The following is a 21,958-nucleotide window of genomic DNA, read 5'->3' as shown; positions in this document are numbered from 1 at the left end:
TACCGGGAAAATCCGATTCCTATAGCGGAATAGGATATTTCCTATGTTTGCCTTGCGGCAATATTTGTTACTATTGGTAATGTTGAAAATGTAAATATTATTAATTGTTACAGATATAAGGCGGTGTATGCGTAATTCGGAAATGAGGGTGGTAACGCGGTTGGGCATGGGGTTTGGTTTGGTGGCGGTGTTGCTGGCCACCGTGACGATGTTCGGCATCCAGCGCATGGGGCGCATGCAGGAGCGGGTGGACGAAATCGTCGACGTCAACAGCGTGGAGTCCAAGCTGGTGGCGAAAATGGATTTGACTGTGACCGAGCGCGCGCTGGCGCTGCGCAACCTGATCCTGCTGCCCGAAGACCGGCAGGAAGAAATCCAGATCGAGCTCAAGCGGATTGCGGCGCAGAGCGACAAATACGACGAGGCACAGAACAAGCTGGGCGAAATGTTCTCGACCGACAGCGTCACCTCGCCCGAGGAGACTGCGCTGTATGGCCAGATCAGGCAGCAGGCCTTGTTGGCCGCGCCCTTCCTCGCCAAGGCGAAGGAGCTGATCCAGGAAAAGAAAAACAGCGAAGCCTACCAGTTGCTGCGCTTTGAGTTCCGGCCGGTGCAGAAAAAGTGGTGGGAATTGCTGCGCGAATTGGCCGTCATCGAGGAAAAACAGAATGCGGAAGGGGCGGCCGCCATCCAGCAGGCCTATCAGGAAACCCGCTCGCTGATGCTGGTGCTCGGCGCGCTGGCGCTGCTGTGCAGCGTGGTCGCGGCGGTGATGATCACGCGCAGCCTGCTGCGGCAACTGGGCGGCGAGCCTGCCTACGCCGCCAACATCGCCGCGCGCATCGCGGCCGGCGACCTGAGTGTCGTCATCGACACCGCGCCGCAGGACCGTTCCAGCCTGGTGTTCGCGATGAAGACCATGCGCGACAGCCTGGCCGGCATCGTCGGCCAGGTGCTCGACCGCTCGGGCGCCATCGAATCGGCCTCGGTGCAGATCGCGGCCGGCAACCTGGACCTGTCCTCCCGCACCGAGCAGCAGGCCGCCTCGCTGGAGGAGACCGCGTCGTCGATGGATGAACTGGCGTCGACCGTCAAGCAGAACGCCGACAGCGCGCGCCTGGCCAACGAACTGGCCGTGTCGGCGTCGGCCATCGCGCTCAAGGGCGGCAGCGTGGTGGCGGAGGTGGTCGGCACCATGGGCTCGATCAACGAATCGGCCGGCAAGATCGGCAACATCATCGGCGTCATCGACGGCATCGCCTTCCAGACCAACATCCTGGCGCTCAACGCGGCCGTGGAGGCGGCGCGCGCCGGCGAGCAGGGGCGTGGCTTCGCCGTCGTCGCCACCGAGGTGCGCAACCTGGCGCAGCGCAGCGCGGCCGCCGCGCAGGAGATCAAAGTGCTGATCGGCGATTCGATGGAGAAGGTGGAGATGGGATCGAAGCTGGTCGACCAGGCCGGCGCCACGATGGGCGAAATCGTCGGCAGCATCCAGCGGGTGACCGATATCATGGGCGGCATCACCACGGCCACGCAGGAGCAGAGCGCCGGCATCGACCAGGTCAGCCAGGCCATTACGCAGATGGATCAGGTGACGCAGCAAAACGCCGCGCTGGTGGAGGAGGCCAGTGCCGCGGCAGCGTCCTTGCAGGATCAGGCGGCGGGGCTGGTGCGGATGGTCGGCGTGTTCAAGCTGGCGGACGGACACGCCGGCCGGGCTGCACCGGCGGCGGTGGTGCTGCCGCTGGTGCGCAAGGCGCCGCCCAGGCCGATGGCCAAACTGACGGCGCCGGCCCGTCCGGCGCGCGGCCGAGCAGCCGCCGGCGCCGAAGAGTGGGAAGAGTTTTAACCGTGCTTACGCGCGGTTGATCAGGAAGTTCGACAGCAGCGGTACCGGACGGCCGGTCGCGCCTTTTGCGCCGCCCGATTTCCATGCGGTGCCGGCGATGTCCAGGTGGGCCCATGTGTACTTGCGGGTGAAGTTCTCCAGGAAGGCCGCGGCGGTGCACGAGGCGCCGCCCGGCGTGCCGATGTTGGCCAGGTCGGCGAAGTTGGACTTGAGCTGCTCGTTGTACTCCTCGCCGATCGGCAGGCGCCAGGCGGTGTCGCCGGCGGCTTTACCCGCAGCCATGATCTCGTCGGCCAGCTTGTTGTGGACCTCGTCGTCGCGCGTGAACAAGCCGCTCTTGTGGTGGCCCAGGGCGACGATGCAGGCGCCGGTCAGCGTGGCGATGTCGATCACGGCGGCCGGGTTGAAGCGCTCGGCGTAGGCCAGCGCATCGCACAGCACCAGGCGGCCTTCGGCGTCGGTGTTCAGGATCTCGATGGTCAGGCCGTTCATCGAGGTGACGATGTCGCCCGGCTTGGTGGCGCGGCCGGAAGGCATGTTCTCGCAGGCGGCGATCACGCCGATCACGTTCAGCTTCAGGTTCATCTCGCCGATGGCGCGGAAGGTGCCCAGCACCGAAGCGGCGCCGCCCATGTCGTACTTCATCTCGTCCATGCCTGGACCGGCTTTCAGCGAGATGCCGCCGGTGTCGAAGGTGATGCCTTTACCGACCAGCACCACCGGCGCATCCTTAGGCTTGCCGCCCATGTGCTTGAGGATGATGAACTTCGGCGGCTGCTCGCTGCCGTTGGTCACGGACAGGAAGCTGTTCATCTTCAGCGCTTCCAGCTGTTTGCGGTCCAGCACTTCAACGTCGAACTTGTAGTCCTTGCCCAGTTTTTTGGCGGTGTTGGCCAGGTAGGTCGGGGTGCAGATGTTGGCCGACAGGTTGCCCAGTTCCTTGGTCAGGTCCATGCCGTTGGCGATCGCCTCGGCCTGGGCCAGCGCCAGCTTGGTGGCGGCGGTGCTTGGCACGGCCAGCGCGATTTTCTTCACGCCGGTCGGCGCCGGGTCCTTCTTGCTCTTCTGGCCGTCGGTGCGGAACACGCTTTCGTGCGCGCTTTGCACCACGCAGCGGATCGCCCAATTGACGTCGCGCTCTTTCACTTCGGTCATCGGCAGTGCGATAATAGCGTCGCTCGCGCCCAGGGCGGAGAAAGCCTTCAGCACCGCGGACACGCCGCTGGCGAAATTCTTCTCGCTGACGCCATCGTCGCTACCCAGGCCGACCAGCAGCACGCGTTCGGCGCTCGCGCCTTTCACGCCGCGCAGCAGCAGGGTGGTGCCGGCTTTGCCGGAGATGTCGCCGGACTTCAGCGCAGCCGTGATTTCACCGGAGCCGTCCAGCGCCTTGGCGGCCTGCGACAGCTTCTTGTTCTCAAAGACCGCGACGGCGACAACGCCGGCTTTGGCCGAAGCGATGGTGTTTTTTGTGTCGAATGCTTTTATGCTAAAGTCCATTTGATTCTCCGTGTCGTGTACGAATTGCCAGCCTGTTTGACAGGCTGTTATTTAACTTGTGGCCCTGTGAGGCCCTTAACTACCGAATTATAACTTTCGAATGATCTTTCAACGCGCCCTACGACGTGAAATGGCAAGTGCCGCCGGCGCCACCTTCACCGTGCTGTTCAGCATATGCGTTACCTGGACCCTGATCGCCGTGTTGGGCCGGGCCGCAGGCGGCAAGGTGGCCTCCAGTGACGTCATCGCGCTGATCGCATTCGCAACGCTGAATTATCTGCCAACTATCCTCATCCTCACCAGCTTTATTTCAGTGCTGATGGTGGTCACACGCAGCTACCGCGATTCCGAGATGGTGGTGTGGTTCGCTTCGGGCCTGAGCCTGACCAAGTGGATAGCGCCGGTGCTGAGCTTCGGCCTGCCGATGGTGCTGCTGACGGGCGCCCTGAGTTTCGTCGCCACGCCGTGGGCCAAGCAGAAAAGCTCGGAATACGTGGAGCGCTTCGAAAAACGCGAAGACCTGCAGAAGGTCTCGCCGGGCCAGTTCAAGGAATCGGCGTCGGCCAACCGCATCTTCTTCGTCGAAGGCGTGGCCGGCAAGACGGCGGTGGTGCAGAACGTGTTCGTCAACACGGTCGACGAACATGGCACCGCCGTCATCGTCGCGCGCGAGGGCGTGATCAACACCGGCGCCAAGGGCGAGCGCTATCTGGTGCTGAAGAACGGCCGCCGCTACCAGGGCACGCCGGGCCAGTCGGACTTCCAGACCATGGAGTTCGAGAGCTACAGCATGCGCGTGACCAGCCAGACCCAGGACCTCGAGTCCGAACGCAACACCGACGCCGAGCCTATCATGGCGCTGCTGTCCGACACCACGGCCTTCGGCCGCGCGGAACTGTTGTGGCGCATCTCGTCGCCGGCCACCTGTTTGATCCTGATCCTGCTGGCGGTGCCGCTGGGCTTTGTCAATCCGCGCGCCGGCAGTTCGGCCAACCTGATCATCGCGCTGCTGATCTTCTTCAGCTACAGCAACGTGGTCAAGCTGGTCGAGGCCAGCGTCAAGCAGGGCAAGTCGTCGTTCGCGCTGTCCTGGTGGCCGCTGCACGTGGTCGCGGCGCTGCTGGTGTTCGCGCTGTTTGCCTGGCGCCTGAACCTCAACCATCGCTACCATCCGCTGGCATTGCTGGCGGCGCTGAAGCGCTCGCGCGCGGCCGGCAAGAAAGCTGTCACGCCATGAAAATCCTGCAACGCTATTTCGCCGTCTCGATCTTGCAGGCGGTGGCCTTTGTGCTGGTCGCCTTCCTTGGACTGCAAGCCTTCATGGACCTGACGGGCGAGCTGCCGTCGGTCGGCAAGAACGGCTACGCCATCCAGTATGCCTTCCTGTATGTGCTGGTGCAGTTGCCGGCCCACGTGTATGAAGTGATGCCGCTGGCGGCGCTGATCGGCACCATCTACACGATGGCGCAGTTCGCGGCGACGTCCGAATTCACCATCATGCGCGCCTCCAGCATGTCGACCGGGATGGTGGCGTGGATGTTGGCCAAGATCGGCTTTGTGCTGGTGATCGTCACCTTCATCTTCGGCGAGCTGATTGCGCCGCGCACCGCGCCGCTGGCCGAGAAGATCAAGCTGAGCGCGCGCGGCGCCGCGATCTCGTCGGAGTTCCGCTCCGGCCTGTGGACCAAGGATATCGTCAAGTCGGACGGCATGAGCGGCACCGTGACCGGTTCGCGTTTCTTCAACGTGCGCCAGGTGAGGCCGGACGGCACGCTGGTCGACGTCAAGCTGTACGAGTTCGACACCAGCTTCCGTCTGCGTTCGATCACCCTGGCCAAGCTCGGCACCTTCAAGGGCAACAACAACTGGCAGCTGTCGGATGTGACGGAAAATATCTTCACCAATCCGGCGCTGCTCAAGCCGGGCAGCGAGGCCAACCTGGCCAACAACTTCGCCCAGGACACCAGTCTGATCGAAACCCGCCACAGCGCCACCAAGGACTTGTTGTCCGAGGTGACGCCGAAGATCCTGTCGGTGGCCGGCTCCGATCCGGAGCGCATGTCGGCCAACGAACTGGCGGTGTACACCCGCCACCTGCAGGAGAACAAGCAGGAGACCGAGCGCTTCAAGATCGCGTTCTGGAAGAAGCTGTTCGACCCGCTGGCGATCTTCGTGCTCATGGCGCTGGCGCTGCCGTTCGGCTACCTGCATACGCGCAGCGGCGGCGTGAGTCTGAAGATTTTTGTCGGTATCATGATCGGTGTCAGCTTCCAGTTGGTGAACACGCTGTTCTCGCATCTGGGGCTGCTGAGCACCTGGCCGGCGGTGGTCACGGCGATCGCCCCGAGTCTTTTATTCCTGCTGCTGGCGTTAGGCGCTTTGTGGTGGGTGGAGCGACATTAGATGAACAAACAATCCCTGGTTCTGTTTGCGCACGGCGCCCGCGCCGCATCGTGGGCCACGCCGTTCGAGCGGCTGCGCGAGCTGACGCAGGCGCGCATGCCTGAAGTGCGCGTGGCGCTGGCCTTCCTGGAGCTGATGACGCCGTCCCTGCCTGAGCTGGTGGCCGAACTGAGCGCCGACGACGTCACGCAGATCACCGTGGTGCCGGTATTCCTGGGGCAGGGAGGCCATGTGCTGCGCGACCTGCCGCTGATGGTCGAGCAATTGCGCATCGACTATCCGCAGGCGACGATCAACGTGGTCGAAGCGGCCGGCGAGAACGCGGCCGTGCTGAATGCCTTGTCCGACTATTGCGTGGCCTCGCTGCCGGCATAAGCGGCGGCAGCGCTGTCTACTTTCTGGGTACGATCTTGATCTCGTACAGCTTGGGCCACAGCTTGCCGGTGACGAACAGGCGCTTCTTCTCCGCGTCATAAGCAATACCGTTCATGACGTTTTCGCCATTGAGGCCTTTGCCGGCGCCGGGAAACAGCGTGCCCAGGTCGATCCAGCCGGTGATCTTGCCGTTGGCCGGGTCGATGCGGGCGATGGTGTTGGTGTGCCACAGGTTGGCGAAGATCTCGTCGCCCACCACTTCCAGTTCGTTGACCTGGTCGACCGGGATGCCGTCCGCCGTCACCTTCACGCGGCGCACTTCGAGGAAGGTCCTGGGATCGAGGAAGCGCAGCGTGGCGGTGCCGTCGCTCATGATCAACTCCTTGCCGTTCTGTGTCAGGCCCCAGCCTTCGCCGGGATAGGCGAACTGGCTGCGCATCTCGAAGGTGGCCAGGTCGAACACGAAGCCGGTCTGCGTTTGCCAGGTCAGGCCGACCAGCGTGTCCTTCCATACCGTCAGGCCCTCGCCAAAATACTGCGGCGGGATGTCCTTGCTCTGCAGGACCTTGCCGGTTTCCAGGTTCACCTTGCGGATCGACGATTTGCCATTCAGCCCGGTGCTCTCGTACAGGAAGCCGTCGCGGTACAGCAGGCCTTCGGTGAAGGCTTGCGGGTCGTGCGGGTAGGCGTGGACGACCTTGAAATCGTAGGTCGGGATGGCGGCGGGAGCGCTGGCGGCGGCGGGCAGCAGGGCAAGCAGGAGCAGGGTCTGGGCGTAGTTCGGTTTCACTATTCGTTCGCTGAGAAGTTTTCGAGTTCGATCATGGCGTCGAGCGTCGTGCCGGGGGCGTCGAGTTCCGCCTGGACGCAGGCGCGCGCTTCCGGCGACTGCACCAGCGCCACCGCCTGGGCGCGCGCCGCATCCGCCGCAGCAGTATCGCCGCAGCCGGTCAGCAAGTCCAGCACCAGCGCCAGTTCGTTGATATAGTTGTACACCTCGGCCAGCAGGGCGGACATGCCGGCGGTGGTCAGCACATTGAAGCCGGTGCGCCGCTCGTTGAGCTGGGCCGCCGCCTGTGTCAAGTGCTGCATCGGCTGCGGCAGGTGGCGGCTGGCCAGCGCGTAGTCGCCGCAGGCCATCATCGACGGCATTGCGGAGCGGGCGCATTGCTGCGCCAACGCTGGTGGCAGTTGCTGGAACAGGTGGTAGGTGTTTTGCAGGTCGCCCAGCTTGTCGTTGATGGCGCGGATGTCGTTGAACAGGACCTCGGCGGTGTCGCCGTCGGCCTGGGCCAGCAGGCGCTGGCTGTCGCGGTCACGCAGCTTGACCAGGGCGTGGCGCGCCGGCAGGTGTTCTTCGGCCAGCTTGGCCCACGCGCTCAGCACATAGGACAGGCGCAGCGGCGCGTTTTCCGCGTCGGCGGCGCTGGCGTCGAACAGCCAGATGTAGTCATTGAGCGCGCTATCGAAGGCGCCTTCGGAGTGGGCCTTCCATGCGCGTTCCAGCACTTCGTGAACAGTGTCCATTGCTACCTCGTTTGGTATGAATGGACATTCTATTACGGATCAGGCGCTCAGTTGCTGTACTGCTGAAGGGAGTTGTGCTTCGTCGTTGTGCTGGTGGGCGCGGGTTTTCATCGCGTCGCCCAGCATCACCAGCACCGGGCCGTGGGCCGCGCCCAGGCCCTGCGCCAGCGAGGCGATGGTCAGGCGGCGGATATGCTGGTCCGGACGGCTGCAATTTTCGATGACGACCACCGGCGTATCGGCATGGCGGCCCTGCGCCAGCAGGCGTTCCGCTGTGGCGATGGCTTCACGGCCGCCCATGTACTGCACCAGGGTGTCGGTGTCGGGGATTGCGTCGTGCTCGGCGTGCTCCGGCGCGGTGGAGGAGGTGAAGAAGGCGACGCTGCGCGCCACGCCGCGCTTGGTCAGTGGCTGCTTGCTGGCGGCCGCCGCGGCCAGCGCGGTGGTGATGCCGGGGACGACTTCGACCTCGATGCCCGCTTCTTCCAGCGCGCGCAGCTCCTCGTCGGCGCGGCCGAACAGCATCGGGTCGCCGCCCTTGAGGCGCACCACCAGCGGGAACTTGAGCGCGTTGTCTATCATCTGCTTGTTGATGAACTGCTGCGCGGTCGACAGCTGGCCGCAGCGCTTGCCGACCAGGATTTTCTCGGCCCGAGGGCACAGCTCCAGCATCTCGTCGGTCACCAGGGCGTCGTGCAGCACCACGTCGGCTTGCGCCAGCAGGCGCGCGCCGCGCAGGGTGATCAAGTCCTGGGCGCCGGGGCCGGCGCCTATCAGGTAGACTTTTCCGCGAGCTGCCATTGCCGTTTCCTCTTAGTCGCCGAGGCGGATCATGCCCGCCGCGACGGTCTGGTGCGTGACTTCGTCGATGAGGATGAAGGCGCCGGTGGCGCGGATGTCGGCGTAGGCGTCGGCCGCCAGCGGCTGCTGCACGGTCAGGCCGATGCGGGCGATATCGTTCAGTTTCAAGCCGTCGGCGCTGTGGCGCTGCTGGGTGTTGATGTCCAACAGCGAGTCGATGCCGGTGATCTTGGCCGAGGTCTGCTTGGTGCCGTGCTTGATCCAGTACTTGCGGCGCTGGTCCAGCGGCTCGTCGGACATCCAGCAGACGTCCGCCTTCAGTTGCTTGAGCAGGGTCGCAGGCTGGCTGGCGCCGGCCAGCAGGTCGCCGCGCGAGATGTCCAGGTATTCGTTCAGCAGCAGCGTGATCGATTGACCGACCACCGCCGATTGATGCGAACCTTCCAGCGTGACGATGTCCTTGACGGTCGCGGTCTGGCCGGATGGCTGCACCACCAGCGTGTCGCCGACCGAGACCTTGCCGGCTTCGATGCGGCCCATGTAGCCGCGGAAGTCGTTGGCTTCGTGGCCGTTGTGGCGCGCCACCAGCTGCACCGGGAAGCGGAACGGCGCGTTGTGCGATTCGTCGTACACCGACAGCGATTCCAGCAGCTCGATCAGCGTCGGGCCCTTGTACCAGCTCAGTTTTTCGCTGGCGCTGACGACGTTGTCGCCGGTCAGGGCGGACAGCGGGATCGGCGTGATGTCCTTCAGGCCCAGCGTTTCGGCGAACTCGCGGTAGGCCTTGACGATGCGGTCGTAGATCGCCTGGTCGTAGTTCACCAGGTCCATCTTGTTGACGGCGACCACCACGTGCTCGATCTGCAGCAGGTGGGCGATGGTCGAGTGGCGCTTGGTCTGGATCAGCAAGTCCACGCCGCCGTCTTCATGCAGCTTCACCTTCGAGACGTCGATCAGGATGATGACGGCATCGGCGGTCGAAGCGCCGGTCACCATGTTGCGGGTGTACTGCTCGTGGCCCGGGGTGTCGGCGATGATGAACTTGCGTTTCGGCGTGGCGAAGTAGCGGTAGGCCACGTCGATGGTGATGCCTTGTTCGCGTTCGGCTTCCAGGCCGTCGGTCAGCAGCGACAGGTCGACGGCGTCGCCGACGGTGCGCTTGTGCTTGGAGCGCGACATGGCGTCCAGCTGGTCGGCGAAGATGCCTTTGCTGTCGAACAGCAGGCGGCCGATCAGGGTGGACTTGCCGTCGTCGACGGAGCCGGCGGTGATGAAGCGCAGCAGGCCCGATACGGCGCCCCGGCGTTCAGTTTTTTGTTCGTGGTTGTCAGTGAGTGCGTTCATCAGAAGTATCCTGCTTTTTTACGTTTTTCCATCGAAGCCTCGGAGGTCTGGTCGTCCATCCGGGTGGCGCCGCGTTCGGTGATTTGCGTGACTGCGGTTTCGGCGATGATCTGGTCCACCGTGGCCGCATCCGACGACACCGGGCAGGTGCAGGAGATGTCGCCGACGGTGCGGAAGCGCACCACCTGCGTTTCGACGGTCTCGCCTTCGCGCGCCGGGGTCAGGTCGGTCAGCGGCACCAGCAGGCCGTTGCGCGGAATGACCTGGCGTTCGTGGGCGAAGTAGATCGGCGGCAGTTCCAGCTTTTCGCGGGCGATGTACATCCATACATCAAGCTCGGTCCAGTTCGAGATCGGGAACACGCGCATGTTCTCGCCTGGGTGGACGCGGGTGTTATACAGGTCCCACAGTTCTGGGCGCTGCGACTTCGGATCCCACTGGCCGAATTCGTCGCGGAAGGAGAAGATGCGCTCCTTGGCGCGGGCCTTTTCTTCGTCGCGGCGGGCGCCGCCGATGCAGGCGTCGAAGCCGTGTTCGGCGATGGTTTCCAGCAGCGTGACCGCCTGCGCGGCGTTGCGCGAATCGGTCAGCGGATTACGCAGGCGCACCGTGCCTTTTTTGATCGACTCTTCGACCGAGCCGACGATCAGGCGCTCGCCCAGTTCGGCCACGCGCTTGTCGCGGAAGGTGATCACCTCGGCGAAGTTGTGACCGGTGTCGACGTGCACCAGCGGGAACGGGAATTTGCCGGGACGGAAAGCCTTCTCCGCGATGCGCAGCAAGACCACCGAGTCTTTACCGCCCGAGAACAGCAGCGCGGGGTTGCTGCATTCGGCCGCGACTTCGCGCATGATGTGGATCGCTTCCGATTCCAAAGCGTCGAGGTGGCGCGAATTCACGTGCGCGGCGTGGTTTTCAACTAAAGCGTTCATGGACTATGCCTATTCTTTTGTGTGGGGCGCTTACGCTGCCACGGATTTAATGCGTATCAGTTTACCGTCGACCATGTGCAGGCCGCACTCTTTTGAATCGGGATTCTCCCACCACCAGCGGCCGGCGCGGACGTCTTCACCCGGTTCGATGGCGCGCGTGCAGGGTGCGCAGCCGATCGATGGATAGCCCTGGTCGTGCAGCGCGTTGTACGGCACGCCGTGGTCGCGGATGTAGTTCCAGATGTCCGCCTCCGACCAGTCGGCCAGTGGATTGAACTTGGTCATGAGGTGGGCCGGATCGTCTTCTTCCACCATCAGCGAGGTGCGGGTGGCCGACTGCGCGCGGCGCTGGCCGGTGACCCAGGCCTTGTTGCCGGACAGGGCGCGGCCCAGCGGCTCGACCTTGCGGATGCGGCAGCACTCGCGGCGCATCTCGACGCTGTCGTAAAAGGCGTTCAGGCCGTTCTGCGCGACGTAGGCGTCGACCGCTTCGGTCTGCGGCTTGTACAGTGCGATCTCATAGCCGTCGTAGTGCTCCTTGACGCGGTCCAGCATGGCCAGCGTTTCAGGATGCAGGCGTCCGGTTTCGAGCGAGAAGATGCCGATATCCAGTTTGCCCTTCAGAATCAAGTCGGTCAGCACCATGTCTTCGGCCGCCAGGCTGGAGGCGAAGACCGCCGGGCTGTGGTCCTTGACGATGCGCGCCAGCGTGGCGTTGGTGTCGGCAATCAGCTTGTTCAGTTCACTCATGGCTGCTCCGATCAGATGCCGTAGCCGGCGTCGCCGGGGTTGACGCCGACGTTGCGGGCGTGGCGACGGAACAGCGGCGCCTTCTGGTCCACCGATGCCTGGTAGGTCTCCGAGAAATCGGACAGGCCTTTCAGCGCGTCGTGGATGTTGCGGTCCGGGCGCGTGGCGTAGGCGTCGAAGCCGACGCGCTGCATCGAGAACAGCTGGTCGCGCAGCACATCGCCGATGGCGCGCAGTTCGCCGGTCCAGCCCAGGCGGGTGCGCAGGTTGTAGGCGATCGAGTAGCCGCGGCCATCGGTGAATTTAGGGAAGTCGACGGCGACCAGCGCGACTTTGGACAGGTCGTCCTTCAGCGTTTCCGGGCGTTCGTCGCTGGCGATCCAGACGCCGATCTCGCCGGCGGCGGCGCGCGCCGACAGCAGTTCGCGCTGCACCAGCCAGAGGCTCAGCGGCACGATGAATTTACCCGCCGGGACGGCGACGGTGGCCGGGTCGTGCTTGGGCGCGCCGTCGACCGGCTCGGCCAGGCGCAGCACCTGCCAGTCGTCCTCGACGACTTCACGGCCCTTGATGATCAGGTTTTTCACGGCTTCAGACATATTCATCCTCTCCAACCAGGCGACCGGCTTCGGCGATCGGCGTGGCGTACACAAATTCCTTGAACGGCGCGACGCCCAGGCGCTGCGCGCAGTCGGCGAACGATTCGTCTTCGTAGCGGTCGCGCACATACACTTGCAGCAGGCGGCCTATCACTTCCGGCATTTGCAGCGCGGAGAACGACGGTCCGATGATCTTGCCGATGGCGGCGTTGTTGCCCTGCGAGCCGCCGATCGACACCTGGTACCATTCGCTGCCGTCCTTGTCGACGCCCAGCACGCCGATGCTGCCGACGTGGTGGTGGCCGCAGGCGTTGATGCAGCCGGAGATATTCAGTTCGATCTCGCCGATGTCGTGCTGGAAGTCGATATTGTCGAAGCGCTCCGCGATGGCGGCGGCGATCGGCAGCGACTTGGCGTTGGCCAGCGAGCAGAAGTCGCCGCCAGGGCAGCAGATCATGTCGGTCAGCAGGCCGATGTTAGGCGTCGCCAGGCCCTTGGCCTTGACCTGTTCCCACAGCGTGAACAACTGCGATTGCTCGACGTCGGCCAGCACGATGTTCTGCTCGTGCGTGACGCGCAGTTCGCCGAAGCTGTAGCGGTCCGACAGGTCGGCCATGAAGTCGATCTGCTCGGCGGTGGCGTCGCCCGGCGGCACGCCGGTCTTCTTCAGCGACAGCACCACGGCGGCGTAACCGGGCTGCTTGTGCGGCTTGACGTTGCGGTTGACCCAGTTGGCGAAGGCCTTGTTGCCTGCGTGGGCGGCCACCACGTCGCTGTCGTCGAGCTGCTTGTAGGCCGGCGGCTGGAAGTAGTCGATCACGCGCTGCATCTCTTCGACGGTCAGCGTTTCCGGGCCGTCTTTCAGGTCGGTCCACTCGGCTTCGACCTGGCGGGTGAACTCTTCGACGCCGATGGCCTTCAGCAGGATCTTGATGCGGGCCTTGTACTTGTTGTCGCGGCGGCCGTACTGGTTATACACGCGCATCACGGCTTCGGTGTAGGTCAGCAGGTGCTGCCACGGCAGGAAGTCGCGGATCACGCTGCCCAGGATGGGGGTGCGGCCCATGCCGCCGCCGGCCATGAACTTGAAGCCGATCTCGCCGGCGTCGTTGCGCACCACGGTCAGGCCGATGTCGTGCACCGCGATGGCGGCGCGGTCTTCGACGGCGCCGTTGATGGCGACCTTGAACTTGCGCGGGAGGGCGATGAATTCAGGGTGGAAGGTCGACCACTGGCGCAGCACCTCGGCGTATGGACGCGGATCGATGATCTCGTCGGCGGCGACGCCGGCGTAGGGATCGGAGGTGGTGTTGCGGATGCAGTTGCCCGAGGTCTGGATGGCGTGCATCTCCACCGAGGCCAGGTCGGCCAGGATGTCCGGGGTCTGTTCCAGCTCGATCCAGTTGAACTGGATGTTCTGGCGGGTGGTGAAGTGGCCATAGCCGCGGTCGTACTTGCGGGCGATGTGCGCGAACATGCGCATTTGCTTCGATGCCAGCAAGCCGTACGGGACGGCGATGCGCAGCATGTAGGCGTGACGCTGCATATACAGGCCATTTTGCAGGCGCAGCGGCAGGAATTCGGCTTCGGTCAGCTCATCGGACAGGCGACGGCGCACTTGATCCCGGTATTGGGCGATGCGTTCGCGGACGATGAGATGGTCATATTGGTCGTATTGATACATATTCTTCCTAGATAGTCGCTTGCTAGAACCCCCAAACTAGCGCTAATAGTAATAAACTTCGTCTTTATTCCATACGACTTAGTCTTTATTTGCTTATATACGTATCGGGTATAAGCAAGCTTAATAATTTTTGATGGGCCTGGACCTGCAATGAACCTTCACCAACTGCGCTTCGTGCGCGAAGCTGTACGCCAGAACTACAACCTGACCGATGCCGCCAAGGCGCTGTTTACGTCGCAGCCGGGCGTGTCCAAGGCGATCATCGAGCTGGAGGAGGAGCTGGGCGTCGATATCTTCACCCGGCACGGCAAGCGTATCCGTGGCCTGACCGAGCCCGGGCGGCTGGTGCTGGAATCGGTGGAGTTAATTATGCAGGAAATTGACAGCCTCAAGCGCATCGGCAAGGAATATGCGGCCCAGGACAGTGGCAGTTTTACCATCGCCACCACACACACGCAGGCCCGCTACACGCTGCCGAAAGTGGTGCAGGCCTTCATGCTGAAGTTTCCCAAGGTGCGATTGTCTTTGTTGCAAGGCAATCCGCAGCAGATCGCCGAAATGGTCCAGCGCGACCAGGCCGACCTGGCCATCGCCACCGAATCGATCGCCGGCGTGACCGGTTTGATAACTTTGCCATGTTACCAATGGGAACACGTGGTGGTGGTGGCGCCGGACCATCCATTGCTGAAATCTAAGCAGATTACGCTGGAAGAAATTGCCGCTTTCCCGATTATCACTTACGATGGCGCCTTTGCCGGCCGCAGCAAGATCGACCATGCCTTCTCCCTGCGCGGGCTGAAGCTGGACGTGTTGCTGGAAGCCATAGACGCCGACGTGATCAAGACTTATGTGGAGTTGGGCATGGGGATTGGTATCATAGCGGGCATGGCCTTTGACGCCGAGCGCGACAAATCGCTGCGCGCCATTCCTGCGGGCCACCTGTTCGGCATGAATGTGTCGCGGGTGGCGGTCAAGCAGGGGGCCTATCTGCGCAGCTATATCTACACCTTTATCGAACTGCTGGCGCCTACGCTCAACCGTAAATTGATCGAGCAGGCCATGAGCGGTGCAAAAGAACACTACGAACTGTAAATTAGAAAGTAAGACATGATTACCAACCAGTTGGCACAATTTTATGCCGTCAACGCCGATAACTACGACCAGATCTACGCGCGGGAAGAGCGCTTCGACGATCTGGATGACCTGCAGGAAATGGTCGCCGAGCTGTTCCAGGGCCACAAGGTGCTGGAACTGGCCTGCGGCACCGCCTACTGGACCGACCTGATCGCCGAAGTGGCGGAATCGGTGCACGCCACCGACCTGGTGCCGGAAATGATCGCGCTGGCCGAAACCCGCGGCCTCGACGAGGATGTGGTGACCTTCGGCGTGATGGACGCCTTCAACCTGCCGGATGGGCTGGAAGGCAAGTACACAGCGGTGTTCGCGGCCGGCCTGTGGACCCACGTCAAGCGCGAAGACCAGGAGAAATACCTGAAGACCCTGCGCGCCAAGCTGGGCAAGGACGTGCTGCTGGTGCTGCTGGACGAGACCTATGTCGATGGCGACAGCATGGTGTTCGCCCGTACCGATCTGGAAGGCAATACTTTCCAGATCCTGACCGCAGACGACGAGCAGCGCTACGAAGTGATGAAGAACTACCTGACCGACAGCACGCTGCGCAAGCGTTTCGCGACGTCGGCGCGGCAGATCCGCATCGAGCGCTTGGAGTACTACTACCTGCTCAACTGTCGCTTGAAATAAAAGCAACCTCCCCAAAAGCCGCGTTTCGCGGCTTTTTTTATATTGATGCCGATTTACAACAGATGGTTGATGTCACATTGTTGAAGTAATTGATAGGCATGATACGCCCCGTAGATTGATTACATGCAGTTACTTCTTCCAACCTTAAGTAGAGAACATCAAGTGAAAAAACTTACTCTGGTAGCAATGATCATCGGCGGTTTCGCAGCGCAAGCCCAAGCTCAATCGAATGTCACGATCTATGGCCTGGTTGATGCCGGCCTGGTCAGCGAGCGCGGCGGCGCGGCAGGCAGCGTGACCAAAGTCACCAGCGGTATCGGTGGCCAGTCGCGTCTGGGCTTCCGCGGTACCGAAGACCTGGGCAACGGCCTGTCGGCCATCTTCACCCTGGAAACCGGCGTGAAAGTGGATGACGGCGCACTGGACAACGCCAACAGCGCCCTGTTCAACCGCCAGTCCTTCATCGGCCTGAAAAGCAAGGAAGCCGGCACCCTGACCATCGGTCGCCAATACACCATGCTGTACAACGCCATGAGCCAGGTTGCCGACCCATTCGGCGCCGGTTACGCTGGCAGCATCAAGAACTTGTTCCCGGCAGCCGGCGCGAACACCCGCACCAGCAACGCCCTGGTCTACTCGACCCCGGTGATGGAAGGCTTCAGCGCCGATGGCCTGTACTCGCTGGGCGAGCAGGCTGGCAGCTCGACCGCCGGCCGTCAGTTCGGTTTCGGCCTGAACTTCGCCAACGGCCCGCTGAACGCGCGCCTGGTGTACAACAACCGCAACAACGACACCGCCGCCGTCGGCGCCACCCCGGCCAAGCTGCAAGACAGCGGCCGCAACACCCTGTTCGCGATCAACTACGATTTCGTGGTTGCCAAAGCCTTCTTCGCCTACGGCGCGGACAAGGGCGTGAACAGCGCGGCCCTGCCATCGGCCAACGCCTACGGCTACACCGTGGCGCCTAAGGCCAGCCTGGACAGCAACGACCTGCTGATCGGCGTGCAAGTGCCAGTCGCTCCTAGCGGCACCATCATGGCGTCGTACATCCGCAAGAACGACAAGACCGTCAACAACCAGGACGCCGACCAGTGGGCGCTGGGTTACCTGCACTCGCTGTCGAAGCGTACCGGCGTGTATGTCGCCTACGCCAAGATCAAGAACAAGAACGGCGCCGGCTACACCGTTGGCAACAACAACGAAGCTGGTAGCGGCGACAAGGCCTTCAACGTCGGCATGCGCCACGCGTTCTAAGCAGGATCAGGCGGCGTTTTCCTGAGGCGGCGGCAGCGGCAGCCGGATCATGATCCGGGTGCCGCCGTCGCTGACGATGGCGATGTCGCCATGCAGTGCCCAGACGCGTTCGCGCATCCCGATCAGGCCGAAGGACGACGCTTTGTCCATGTCCTTTTCGGCAATGCCGCGGCCGTCGTCATGGATGGTGATTTGCAGCAGACCGTCGGTGCGGTACAGCGACAGCAAGACCTTGCGCGCTTCGGCGTGGCGGGTGATGTTGGTCAGCGCTTCCTGCGCAATGCGGAAGATGGCGGTGCTGTAGGCGTCGTCCAGTATCAAATCCTCTTCATTCGCGTCCAGCGTGCAGGCGATGCCGTAGCGCGCGACGAATTCCTGGCGCAAGCTCTCCAGCGCAAAATACAAGCCTCCCTCATCGAGCGCGCGCGGACGCAGATTGCTGGCGATGCGCCGCAGCGAGGTGATCGCCGACATCAGCAGCTCATCCATGCCTGCCTGCAGCTTGCGGGCGGCCACATCGTTGCTGTGCTGTTGCTGCAGCAGCGCCAGGTCCACGCGCAGCGTCGCCAGCAGTTGGCCGAGGTCGTCGTGCAGCTCGCGCGCGATGTGCTTGCGTTCCTCCTCCCGTATCGTTTGCAGCGCGGCCGACAGTTCGCGCAATTGCGAATACGACTGTTCCAGTTGTTCCTGCACCTGCTTGCGTTCGGTAATGTCGCGCAGGATGATGGTGTAGATGCGGTGGCCGTTCTCCGCCAGCGACGAGATCGACCCTTCGAGCGGGAAGTACTGGCCGCTGGCTTTCAGGCCGGTTACGGCGTAGTCGCTGGCGCGCCGGCCCTTCATGCGCAGGCGGATGCCGGTGTTGCCGAAGTAGCGGGTGCCGGCCGGCTCGTTGCTCAGGCGTTGGTCGCGCGGGATGAATTGCTGCAAGGGCGAGCCCTCCATGGTCTGCACCGTGGTGCCGAACATGGTGGCGGCCGAGGGGTTGGCTTGCAGGATGGTCTGGTGTTCGTCGGTGGAAATGATGGCGTCGCTGGCATGCTGGATGATGCCGCGGCTGCGTTTGTGCGCGGCGGCCGAGCGCGCGCATTGCCAGCCCATGCGCCAGGACAGGCGGCTGGCCAGCGCGACGGCGCCGCTGAGCAATAGCAGTGATCGGATACGGGCCATGCGCTTCCCCATGCGGCGGGGGCCGCGTGGGTACACACTAAAGTATGCGCAGGGCAGGGGGTTGATATGCCTCAGACGCGCTCGGCGTCCGGGGCGGGATTACATCTGTTTGAACAGGTGCAGGAAGCTGCGGCTCACTTCCAGCTTGTCCGGCTTGCCCTTGATCATGACGAGGTGGCGGCCGCGGATGTCGCGCGTCACGCCTTCGATGGCGTTGACGTTGACCAGCGTGGCGCGGTGGATCTGCCAGAACAGCGCGGGATCGAGCTCCTCGGCCAAGTCGCGCACCGGCTTGCGGATCAGTGCTTCGTAGCGCTCGGTCTGCACGCAGGTGTATTTTTCGTCGGAGCGGAAGAACAGGATTTCCTCGACCGGGATCATGCGCAGGTCCTGGCCGATGCTGGCCTGTATCCATTGCAGGTAGGCGGGTTTCGGCGTTGCGATCTTTTCCGCCAGTTGCGACAGCATCGCCGTCACGCTGGCGTTGACGTCGGCCGCCGCGGTTGGTTTGCTCATGCGGGTCTTGAGGCGGTCGACCGTGATTTGCAGGCGTTCCTGCTCGGGCGGTTTGAGCACGTAGTCGACCGCGCCGCGCTCGAAGGCTTCCACCGCGTAGGCGTCGTAGGCGGTCACGAACACGATGTGGCTCTTGTTGCCGATCACTGAAGCGGCTTCCATGCCGGTCTTGCCGGGCATGCGGATATCGAGGAAGGTGAAGTCCGGCTTGAGCTGGTCGACCAGTTCGATCGCTTCGTCGCCATTCTTGGCTTCGCCAATAATTTCCAGCTCGGGCCAGACCTGGCCCAGGCGCATGCGCAGTTGGTCGCGCATCAAACGTTCGTCGTCGGCAATAATCGCAGTAGGCATCGTGGTAGGGTGTGGTGTGTTAATTATTTAGTTAGTTATTCAAGGGATTATTCAACGAATCGTCGTAATAATCAATCGTTCTTATTTGGATAGCTGGTACGGGACTTCGATCGTGGCGATCACGCCGCTTGGGCTGTTGGCGGCGATCAGCAGCTGGCCTTGGTCGCCATGCAGCAGTTTCAGGCGTTCGCGGATGGTCATCAGGCCCAGGCCGGTGCCGTCGCTGGGCACGGCGCCGAAGCCGAGGCCGTCGTCGGAGACGATCACGCGCAGCTTGTTGTGGGCCACGTCGGCGCGTACTTTGAGTGTGCCGCCTTCGGGTTTGGCTTCCAGGCCGTGCTTGATAGCGTTTTCCACCATCGATTGCAACATCATCGGCGGGAAGGCGGCGGTGCGCAGGCCGTCGGGGATGTCGAAGTCCACGGTCAGGCGTTCTTCCATGCGCATCTTCAGCAGGTTCAGGTAGGCCAGCACCATGTCGGCTTCACGGCCCAGGTTGGTGATCAGGGCGTTGTCTCGCATTTGCGGCAACACCGCGCGCAGGTATTTGATCAGGCTGCGCTGCATGGCGGAGGCGCGCGGCGGGTCGGTTTCGATCAGGTGCTCGACCGAGGCCAGGGTGTTGAACAGGAAGTGCGGTTCGACCTGGGCCTGCATCATCTGCATCTTCGCCTCGCTGAGCTGGCGCTGCATGGATTCGCGTTCGACGGCGGCATTGGCGGTCAGGGTCTCGGCTTCGGCGCGCTTTTTGCCGCCCATCAGGGCCTTGGTGCCGAACAGCGCGAGCACCAGCAGCGAGACGAAGCTCTTGAACCAGGTCGAGGCCTGGCGGTGGTAGCGGGTGACTTTTTGTTCGGCGGCGTCGTCGACGGCCTCTTCAATCGCGTTCGACAGTTCTTCGCCGATTTGCGGCGGCAGGTCGATATGGACTTCTTCGCCCGGCAGGGTGGGGAGGGCGGGGACGGATGCCGCTGACGGTTTGCCGTGCTTATCCGCTTTGCCAGCGGGCGCGGCTGGTTCGGCGGGCTGAGCCGGCTCTGCCGGTTGTGCCGGTTGCGCTGGCTCTGCCGGCGGCGCGACGGGAACTCCCTTGTTGTCGTCGCTGCTGGAATCGGATGAGTCGCTCTTATCGGTCTTGTCGGCATCCTTGTTGCGGATCTTGCCGCGCGGGTTGAAATGGATGCCGCTGTCGTCGATCAGGATATTGGTGTCGCCGTTTTTGCGCTTGGGATGCTTGTCGTTCTTGATCACGACTTCTTCGTCCGGGCTGGACGAGAACAGCTCGTCCTGCAGGATGGAGCCGGCGATCAGTGTCAACACCGCGAAGACCAGGAACTTCCACCACGACAGCTGAGTGACCCATGTGGCGGTCGAGTCAAAGCCGCGGTGCAGCCAGGCGCCGGCGGTTTTCAGGGTGTCTTGCGTTTTAGGCATCGGAAACATGTGAGGCTTTCGTTCTATGTATTGTCATGTACGCGGCAAGTGTAGCCTAACGGTCAACTGTCCAGCTCCCATATTGCTTTGTATGACAATGCTATTGGGACGATGCAACTGTAAGGGATAGCAGGCATGGGAGCCAACGGCATGCGACAGTCTGCAGAAAAACGGGGATGAGAGGCGAAGAGATGGGAAGAGGCGTGTGCCGGCACTTGCGGAATCTGTTCTTGTTTGCTATAGTTCGTCTCCCCGCAAAACGGTGCATGCAAATGCAAAGAACAGCGGGGAGTCGGGAAAAGTAGAGGGGCGATCTAAACGCTTCATACTCTTTCTTCTTCGCTGGCGGACACAACGCTCCGTAGCAAGCAGTACCGAATAAGTTCTTTAAAAATTTACAGTCGATAAGTGTGGGCGTTTGATGAAGGTGCACAGCAGGCTAGTCCTGCTGATACTTAAAATATCAAATGTTCACAAGAAGTAATGAAATAGGCGCTACGCAAGTAGTGGCCTGTCAGTATTTTGAGTGAGCGACCCGTCAGCAATGACGGTGGCAGAAATGCCAAATAAACAGAGATTAAACTGAAGAGTTTGATCCTGGCTCAGATTGAACGCTGGCGGCATGCCTTACACATGCAAGTCGAACGGCAGCGCGGGGCAACCTGGCGGCGAGTGGCGAACGGGTGAGTAATATATCGGAACGTACCCTGGAGTGGGGGATAACGTAGCGAAAGTTACGCTAATACCGCATACGATCTAAGGATGAAAGTGGGGGATCGCAAGACCTCATGCTCCTGGAGCGGCCGATATCTGATTAGCTAGTTGGTAGGGTAAAAGCCTACCAAGGCATCGATCAGTAGCTGGTCTGAGAGGACGACCAGCCACACTGGAACTGAGACACGGTCCAGACTCCTACGGGAGGCAGCAGTGGGGAATTTTGGACAATGGGCGCAAGCCTGATCCAGCAATGCCGCGTGAGTGAAGAAGGCCTTCGGGTTGTAAAGCTCTTTTGTCAGGGAAGAAACGGCCTGTTCTAATACAGTGGGCTAATGACGGTACCTGAAGAATAAGCACCGGCTAACTACGTGCCAGCAGCCGCGGTAATACGTAGGGTGCAAGCGTTAATCGGAATTACTGGGCGTAAAGCGTGCGCAGGCGGTTTTGTAAGTTTGTCGTGAAATCCCCGGGCTCAACCTGGGAATGGCGATGAAGACTGCAAGGCTAGAGTTTGGCAGAGGGGGGTAGAATTCCACGTGTAGCAGTGAAATGCGTAGATATGTGGAGGAACACCGATGGCGAAGGCAGCCCCCTGGGTCAAAACTGACGCTCATGCACGAAAGCGTGGGGAGCAAACAGGATTAGATACCCTGGTAGTCCACGCCCTAAACGATGTCTACTAGTTGTCGGGTCTTAATTGACTTGGTAACGCAGCTAACGCGTGAAGTAGACCGCCTGGGGAGTACGGTCGCAAGATTAAAACTCAAAGGAATTGACGGGGACCCGCACAAGCGGTGGATGATGTGGATTAATTCGATGCAACGCGAAAAACCTTACCTACCCTTGACATGGCTGGAATCCCTGAGAGATTGGGGAGTGCTCGAAAGAGAACCAGTACACAGGTGCTGCATGGCTGTCGTCAGCTCGTGTCGTGAGATGTTGGGTTAAGTCCCGCAACGAGCGCAACCCTTGTCATTAGTTGCTACGAAAG

At 62.1% G+C, this 21,958-nt stretch carries 19 protein-coding genes and 1 rRNA gene; 8 read left to right on the top strand and 12 right to left on the bottom strand.

Annotation, left to right across the window (positions count from 1 at the left end; translation table 11 throughout):
• Positions 1-142: 142 nt before the first annotated feature.
• Complete coding sequence (locus KVP70_RS02990) at positions 143-1,849, top strand: methyl-accepting chemotaxis protein (RefSeq protein WP_416053863.1); 1,707 nt, start codon at positions 143-145, stop codon at positions 1,847-1,849.
• Between the two features lie 6 nt (positions 1,850-1,855).
• On the opposite strand, the gene KVP70_RS02985 is transcribed toward KVP70_RS02990, so the two are convergent.
• The gene (locus KVP70_RS02985; RefSeq protein ID WP_217940544.1) at positions 1,856-3,349 is read right to left on the bottom strand and encodes a leucyl aminopeptidase; all 1,494 of its coding nucleotides are present in this window, start codon (positions 3,347-3,349) and stop codon (positions 1,856-1,858) included.
• Between the two features lie 100 nt (positions 3,350-3,449).
• Between KVP70_RS02985 and lptF the strand changes: the two genes are divergently transcribed.
• Genes lptF through KVP70_RS02970 form a run of 3 tightly spaced genes read left to right on the top strand, consistent with a single transcriptional unit; the run spans position 3,450 to position 6,127 of the window.
• The gene (gene lptF / locus KVP70_RS02980; protein WP_217940543.1) at positions 3,450-4,586 is read left to right on the top strand and encodes an LPS export ABC transporter permease LptF; all 1,137 of its coding nucleotides are present in this window, start codon (positions 3,450-3,452) and stop codon (positions 4,584-4,586) included.
• Positions 4,583-5,752, top strand: coding sequence for an LPS export ABC transporter permease LptG (gene lptG, locus KVP70_RS02975; RefSeq protein WP_217940542.1), 1,170 nt, complete (start codon positions 4,583-4,585; stop codon positions 5,750-5,752). Before lptF ends, lptG begins: the two co-directional genes overlap by 4 nt.
• A complete protein-coding gene (locus KVP70_RS02970; protein WP_217940541.1) occupies positions 5,753-6,127 on the top strand; it encodes a sirohydrochlorin chelatase in 375 nt (124 codons plus the stop codon).
• Positions 6,128-6,143: 16 nt separating this feature from the next.
• On the opposite strand, the gene KVP70_RS02965 is transcribed toward KVP70_RS02970, so the two are convergent.
• The 8 genes from KVP70_RS02965 to KVP70_RS02930 are packed head-to-tail and all read right to left on the bottom strand — an operon-like array spanning position 6,144 to position 13,764.
• A complete protein-coding gene (locus KVP70_RS02965) occupies positions 6,144-6,917 on the bottom strand; it encodes a glutaminyl-peptide cyclotransferase (RefSeq protein ID WP_217940540.1) in 774 nt (257 codons plus the stop codon).
• A complete protein-coding gene (locus KVP70_RS02960) occupies positions 6,917-7,654 on the bottom strand; it encodes a hypothetical protein (RefSeq protein WP_217940539.1) in 738 nt (245 codons plus the stop codon). Before KVP70_RS02960 ends, KVP70_RS02965 begins: the two co-directional genes overlap by 1 nt.
• A 39-nt stretch (positions 7,655-7,693) precedes the next feature.
• Positions 7,694-8,455 carry a uroporphyrinogen-III C-methyltransferase gene (gene cobA, locus KVP70_RS02955; RefSeq protein ID WP_217940538.1) on the bottom strand — a complete coding sequence of 254 codons (762 nt, stop codon included), beginning with the start codon at positions 8,453-8,455 and terminating at the stop codon, positions 7,694-7,696.
• A gap of 12 nt (positions 8,456-8,467) precedes the next feature.
• Positions 8,468-9,799: a sulfate adenylyltransferase subunit 1 gene (locus KVP70_RS02950; RefSeq protein WP_217940537.1), complete on the bottom strand. Its 1,332-nt coding sequence runs from the start codon at positions 9,797-9,799 to the stop codon at positions 8,468-8,470.
• Complete coding sequence (gene cysD, locus KVP70_RS02945) at positions 9,799-10,731, bottom strand: sulfate adenylyltransferase subunit CysD (protein ID WP_026335191.1); 933 nt, start codon at positions 10,729-10,731, stop codon at positions 9,799-9,801. The genes KVP70_RS02950 and cysD overlap by 1 nt, the downstream gene beginning before the upstream one ends.
• A 30-nt stretch (positions 10,732-10,761) precedes the next feature.
• On the bottom strand, positions 10,762-11,481 hold the full coding sequence (locus KVP70_RS02940; RefSeq protein WP_217940536.1) for a phosphoadenylyl-sulfate reductase: 720 nt from the start codon (positions 11,479-11,481) through the stop codon (positions 10,762-10,764).
• An 11-nt stretch (positions 11,482-11,492) separates the two neighbouring features.
• Complete coding sequence (locus tag KVP70_RS02935) at positions 11,493-12,080, bottom strand: DUF934 domain-containing protein (RefSeq protein ID WP_217940535.1); 588 nt, start codon at positions 12,078-12,080, stop codon at positions 11,493-11,495.
• Positions 12,073-13,764 (bottom strand): nitrite/sulfite reductase, encoded by a 1,692-nt coding sequence (locus KVP70_RS02930; protein ID WP_217940534.1) that lies wholly within the window; start codon positions 13,762-13,764, stop codon positions 12,073-12,075. Before KVP70_RS02930 ends, KVP70_RS02935 begins: the two co-directional genes overlap by 8 nt.
• 150 nt (positions 13,765-13,914) lie before the next feature.
• Between KVP70_RS02930 and KVP70_RS02925 the strand changes: the two genes are divergently transcribed.
• The 3 genes from KVP70_RS02925 to KVP70_RS02915 all read left to right on the top strand — a co-directional run bounded on the left by KVP70_RS02925 (position 13,915) and on the right by KVP70_RS02915 (position 16,779).
• Positions 13,915-14,856, top strand: a complete 942-nt coding sequence (locus tag KVP70_RS02925) for a CysB family HTH-type transcriptional regulator (protein ID WP_217940533.1) — start codon at positions 13,915-13,917, stop codon at positions 14,854-14,856.
• Between the two features lie 15 nt (positions 14,857-14,871).
• The gene (locus KVP70_RS02920; protein ID WP_217940532.1) at positions 14,872-15,525 is read left to right on the top strand and encodes a class I SAM-dependent methyltransferase; all 654 of its coding nucleotides are present in this window, start codon (positions 14,872-14,874) and stop codon (positions 15,523-15,525) included.
• Positions 15,526-15,687: 162 nt separating this feature from the next.
• Positions 15,688-16,779 carry a porin gene (locus KVP70_RS02915; protein WP_501039835.1) on the top strand — a complete coding sequence of 364 codons (1,092 nt, stop codon included), beginning with the start codon at positions 15,688-15,690 and terminating at the stop codon, positions 16,777-16,779.
• A gap of 6 nt (positions 16,780-16,785) precedes the next feature.
• Here the strand turns inward: KVP70_RS02915 and KVP70_RS02910 are convergent, their stop codons facing one another.
• The 3 genes from KVP70_RS02910 to KVP70_RS02900 form a co-directional block, all read right to left on the bottom strand.
• Positions 16,786-17,949: a sensor histidine kinase gene (locus tag KVP70_RS02910; protein WP_217940531.1), complete on the bottom strand. Its 1,164-nt coding sequence runs from the start codon at positions 17,947-17,949 to the stop codon at positions 16,786-16,788.
• A 99-nt stretch (positions 17,950-18,048) separates the two neighbouring features.
• Positions 18,049-18,816: a LytR/AlgR family response regulator transcription factor gene (locus tag KVP70_RS02905; protein WP_217940530.1), complete on the bottom strand. Its 768-nt coding sequence runs from the start codon at positions 18,814-18,816 to the stop codon at positions 18,049-18,051.
• Positions 18,817-18,897: 81 nt separating this feature from the next.
• Complete coding sequence (locus KVP70_RS02900; protein WP_217940529.1) at positions 18,898-20,259, bottom strand: sensor histidine kinase; 1,362 nt, start codon at positions 20,257-20,259, stop codon at positions 18,898-18,900.
• Between the two features lie 570 nt (positions 20,260-20,829).
• Between KVP70_RS02900 and KVP70_RS02895 the strand changes: the two genes are divergently transcribed.
• A 16S ribosomal RNA gene (locus KVP70_RS02895) occupies positions 20,830-21,958 on the top strand; the annotation flags it as partial.

It is taken from the genome of Duganella violaceipulchra, assembly GCF_019166075.1.
In the GTDB taxonomy this organism is placed as follows: domain Bacteria; phylum Pseudomonadota; class Gammaproteobacteria; order Burkholderiales; family Burkholderiaceae_D; genus Rugamonas; species Rugamonas violaceipulchra.
Note: the sequence above shows the minus strand (reverse complement) of the source record. Positions and strands in the feature narration are given on the sequence as shown.

Excerpts from the sequence above, each read along its gene's own strand:
- KVP70_RS02990 (WP_416053863.1), top strand. The coding sequence starts at position 143 with ATGAGGGTGGTAACGCGGTTGGGCATGGGGTTTGGTTTGGTGGCGGTG.
- lptG (WP_217940542.1), top strand. The coding sequence starts at position 4,583 with ATGAAAATCCTGCAACGCTATTTCGCCGTCTCGATCTTGCAGGCGGTG.
- KVP70_RS02910 (WP_217940531.1), bottom strand. The coding sequence starts at position 17,949 with ATGGCCCGTATCCGATCACTGCTATTGCTCAGCGGCGCCGTCGCGCTG.
- KVP70_RS02935 (WP_217940535.1), bottom strand. The coding sequence starts at position 12,080 with ATGTCTGAAGCCGTGAAAAACCTGATCATCAAGGGCCGTGAAGTCGTC.
- KVP70_RS02960 (WP_217940539.1), bottom strand. The coding sequence starts at position 7,654 with ATGGACACTGTTCACGAAGTGCTGGAACGCGCATGGAAGGCCCACTCC.
- KVP70_RS02905 (WP_217940530.1), bottom strand. The coding sequence starts at position 18,816 with ATGCCTACTGCGATTATTGCCGACGACGAACGTTTGATGCGCGACCAA.
- KVP70_RS02985 (WP_217940544.1), bottom strand. The coding sequence starts at position 3,349 with ATGGACTTTAGCATAAAAGCATTCGACACAAAAAACACCATCGCTTCG.
- KVP70_RS02925 (WP_217940533.1), top strand. The coding sequence starts at position 13,915 with ATGAACCTTCACCAACTGCGCTTCGTGCGCGAAGCTGTACGCCAGAAC.
- cysD (WP_026335191.1), bottom strand. The coding sequence starts at position 10,731 with ATGAACGCTTTAGTTGAAAACCACGCCGCGCACGTGAATTCGCGCCAC.
- KVP70_RS02900 (WP_217940529.1), bottom strand. The coding sequence starts at position 20,259 with ATGTTTCCGATGCCTAAAACGCAAGACACCCTGAAAACCGCCGGCGCC.
- KVP70_RS02940 (WP_217940536.1), bottom strand. The coding sequence starts at position 11,481 with ATGAGTGAACTGAACAAGCTGATTGCCGACACCAACGCCACGCTGGCG.
- KVP70_RS02920 (WP_217940532.1), top strand. The coding sequence starts at position 14,872 with ATGATTACCAACCAGTTGGCACAATTTTATGCCGTCAACGCCGATAAC.
- KVP70_RS02930 (WP_217940534.1), bottom strand. The coding sequence starts at position 13,764 with ATGTATCAATACGACCAATATGACCATCTCATCGTCCGCGAACGCATC.
- lptF (WP_217940543.1), top strand. The coding sequence starts at position 3,450 with ATGATCTTTCAACGCGCCCTACGACGTGAAATGGCAAGTGCCGCCGGC.
- cobA (WP_217940538.1), bottom strand. The coding sequence starts at position 8,455 with ATGGCAGCTCGCGGAAAAGTCTACCTGATAGGCGCCGGCCCCGGCGCC.
- KVP70_RS02970 (WP_217940541.1), top strand. The coding sequence starts at position 5,753 with ATGAACAAACAATCCCTGGTTCTGTTTGCGCACGGCGCCCGCGCCGCA.
- KVP70_RS02950 (WP_217940537.1), bottom strand. The coding sequence starts at position 9,799 with ATGAACGCACTCACTGACAACCACGAACAAAAAACTGAACGCCGGGGC.